This window comes from Candidatus Cryosericum odellii (assembly GCF_003570935.1).
Taxonomy (GTDB): Bacteria; Caldisericota; Caldisericia; order Cryosericales; family Cryosericaceae; genus Cryosericum; species Cryosericum odellii.
The window spans coordinates 1-3,582 of sequence record NZ_QXIU01000233.1; the positions used below are offsets into that span (position 1 = coordinate 1).

Sequence of the window (3,582 nt, forward strand, 5' to 3'; positions counted from 1 at the left end):
GTGTACATACGCAGTAGTATAGAGACGGCACATCTAGCCACGAGGAGAGGTGATTCTGGAGAAATACGCAGTGGGCCTCAGAAAGGGAGGATGCGCAAGACGACGGCTGTCAACCTTGCTGCAGTCTGGGCATCTCGTCAGCGTGTCTATCCTGAAGCCACAGTATGCACACACGTGAGCCTTGTCACTGACTCCTGCATTTCACCTGGGACATGAAATCAACATGCCGGCCTTCTCCCTCCTGCGTTGCTGTCCTGAGCTAGAGTGCTTGGATCGCTCCAAGGAGACAGTGCTTTTCGACCCACATTCGTTATCATCATTCCACGGAATGGAGCCAATGCTCTGGCCACCAGCCCTTGGCCCACGCACTCACTGAGAACCGCGTGCTCACGGTCCACGTTGTTCTTCCCGAGGAATCAGGAAGCAACACCAAGGACTACCTCCAAGACCAGCTTGAATAGAAGAGCTGTGGGTGGATCACAGGACTGCCTGTTCGCCCCTATCTCCACCACTACTGATCCACCGAAATGGCGACTGTTGGGAATCAGGTAGCCGCTCCTTTTTCCAGTAGCGAACGAACTTACAGCCATCACGGCGATGCTTCAGGAGGAGGCGGGGGCATCCACGTGACAGGAGGACGAGAATTGGATTCCCACCTTCGCCGAGAGCACCCCTCGCCTTGAACAAAAGGGCTCGGGGGGAATGACGGAGAAGGGAAGTGACGGATCTACAATAAGAACTGGATTCCCGCCTTCGCGGGAATGACAGCCTGATTCGCAGTATGCGCCTCATGTGGTGAGGTCCTCGTTTCCTGCTATACTTTCTCGGAGACGAGCATTGGGTGTGAACACGCCCTGAGCCTTCCATGGACACGTCAAAAGTGAGGTGAGCGAATGTTTGACAAAGAACATGTGGGGAGACTGAAAGCTGCAAGGTTGAAGTGGCAGGAGGGTGCTGACAAGATCCCAGCTGGCAAGACATGCAAGGCCTATTCGGATTGCACCACCAGTTCCGGCATCGACGTCAAGCTGCTATATACACCTGAGGACATTGTCGACATGGACTACATGCGTGACATTGGGTTCCCCGGGGAGTATCCGTACACGAGAGGATATCAGGCCACGATGTATCGCGGTCGTCTCTGGACCATGCGCCAGTACGCTGGGTTTGCAACGGTCGAGGAGTCCAACCGCCGGTACAAGTATCTATTGAACCAGGGCCAGACCGGTCTGTCCATCGCATTCGATCTTCCAACTCAGCTGGGCATGGATGCAGACCATCCACTCTCGGAGGGTGAGGTCGGCAAGGTCGGCGTGTCGGTCAGCTCGCTCGCGGACCTGGAGGTGCTGTTCGATGGCATCCCGCTCGATCAGGTCAGCACGTCCATGACCATCAACGCTCCTGCCGCGGTTCTGATGGCGATGTATATCGCGCTTGCGAGGCGCAAGGGCATCAGCGCGGACAAGCTGAATGGCACGATTCAGAACGATGTTCTCAAGGAATACAGCGCTCGCGGTACGTACATCTATCCGCCGGCCCCGTCAATGCGCATCATCAGTGACATCTTTGCCTATTGCTCCAAGGAAACTCCCAACTGGAATATGATCAGCATCAGTGGCTATCACATGCGTGAGGCCGGATGTACTGCGGTCCAGGAGGTCGCATTCACGCTCGCCGACGGGATAGCCTATGTTGACGCTGCCGTCAAGGCAGGACTCGATGTTGACAGTTTTGCGGCTCGCCTTTCGTTCTTCTTCGATGCGCACAACAACCTGCTGGAGGAGGTCGCCAAGTTCCGCGCCGCCCGTCGAATGTGGGCGCGGATCATGAAAGACCGTTTCCATGCAAAGAATCCAAAGAGCCTGATGCTGCGTTTTCACACGCAGACGGCAGGCTGCACGCTTACAAGCCAGCAGCCGGACAATAATGTCGTGCGGGTGACGCTGCAGGCGCTTGCCGCGGTGCTGGGCGGTACCCAGTCACTCCATACAAACAGTCGTGACGAGGCCCTGTCGCTGCCGTCAGAGGACTCAGTGCATATTGCCCTCCGGACACAGCAGATCATTGGGTACGAGTCGGGGGTAGCCGATACAGTCGACCCTCTTGCAGGCAGCTACTTCGTGGAATCCATGACCAACCGCATCGAGGAAGAGGCCTGGAAGTACATCAGCAAGATCGACGAGCTCGGCGGGGCCGTGAAGGCTATCGAGCGAGGGTTCATCCAGCAGGAGATCCAGAACAGCAGCTATCAGTACCAGCTGGAAATCGAGTCAGGCAAGAAGGTCATCGTCGGCGTCAACAAGTTTCAGGTCGAGAACAAGCCGTTCAAGAATCTCATGCACATCGATTCCGCCCTCTTTGAGAAACGGCACAAGGAGCTGGCTGCGATGAAGAGCCACCGCGATGCTGCCAAGGTCAAAGCTGCCCTTGATCAGGTGAAAGCTGTCGCCGGTGGTGATGCAAACCTGATGCCAGCGATCATCGACGCGGTCGACGCGTACGCGACTCTTGGTGAAGTCTGCGACGTGCTGCGCTCCGTNNGGCACGATCGTGGGGCCAAAGTCTTGGCAAGAGCCTTCATGGACGCGGGCATGGAAGTCATCTACACTGGCATCCGCCGTACACCCGAGCAGATCGCGGAAGTCGCGGTGCAGGAAGATGTGGACGTGGTTGCCCTGTCGTGCTTGTCGGGGGCGCACAACACGCTGTTTCCAAAGGTCGTTGACTTGCTGAAGGAGAAAGGAGCCGACGATATCCTGGTCATGGGCGGAGGGGTCATTCCTGAAGACGACATCCCTTTCCTCAAAGAGCATGGGATCAGTGAGGTTTTTGGACCAGGAACTCCACTCGCCACCTGCGTGGACTACATTCGGAGCCACGTGAAGAAGGAAGCCTAGTCAGGTGGACGTCAAGCTGGGGGTCCTGGCCGGCGATACGAGAGCGGTCGCGCGAGCGATCACGTGGGTCGAGAATGGCGATCCACGCGGCGCCGAGGTGATCCGCGGCGTCTATGCGAGTACAGGACACGCTTACATCGTTGGACTGACCGGTTCGCCCGGCGCGGGCAAGAGTACGCTGGTTTCGAGACTGGCGGCATTGCTGGCGGCTCGCGGACAGAAGGTCGGCATTCTGGCGGTCGATCCCAGCAGTCCCTTCTCGGGTGGTGCGATCCTGGGAGACCGGGTCCGTATGTTCGACGTTGCTCTCACACGCGATGTCTACATTCGCAGCATGGGGACCAGGGGATCACTCGGCGGTCTCAACCGTGCTACCCGGATGGCGGCCCGCATCCTTGATGCTGCGGGGTTCGACTGGATCCTCGTCGAGACCGTTGGCGCGGGTCAGTCCCAGGTCGACGTACATGATGTCGCCTATACGACAGCCGTTGTCATGGCACCCGGCATGGGGGACGATATCCAGGCCATGAAGGCAGGCATCATGGAGATCGGGGACCTCTTCATCATCAACAAGGCGGACCGCGATGGAGCAGACCGTACCGCAACTCAGGTCGAGTCCGTCCTGCACCTGTCGATGACGACGGGCTGGAATCCGCCCGTACTCAAGGTGTCGGCCGAATTGAAC

General features: G+C 57.8%; 2 protein-coding genes. Both read left to right on the plus strand.

The window, feature by feature from the left end:
- The first annotated feature begins 893 nt into the window (after nt 1-893).
- Nucleotides 894-2,897 (plus strand): methylmalonyl-CoA mutase family protein, encoded by a 2,004-nt coding sequence (locus SMC5_RS09645; protein WP_119120550.1) that lies wholly within the window; start codon nt 894-896, stop codon nt 2,895-2,897.
- A 4-nt stretch (nt 2,898-2,901) separates the two neighbouring features.
- Nucleotides 2,902-3,582: methylmalonyl Co-A mutase-associated GTPase MeaB (meaB, locus tag SMC5_RS09650; protein ID WP_119120551.1), on the plus strand; the 681-nt coding region annotated here is incomplete at its 3' end.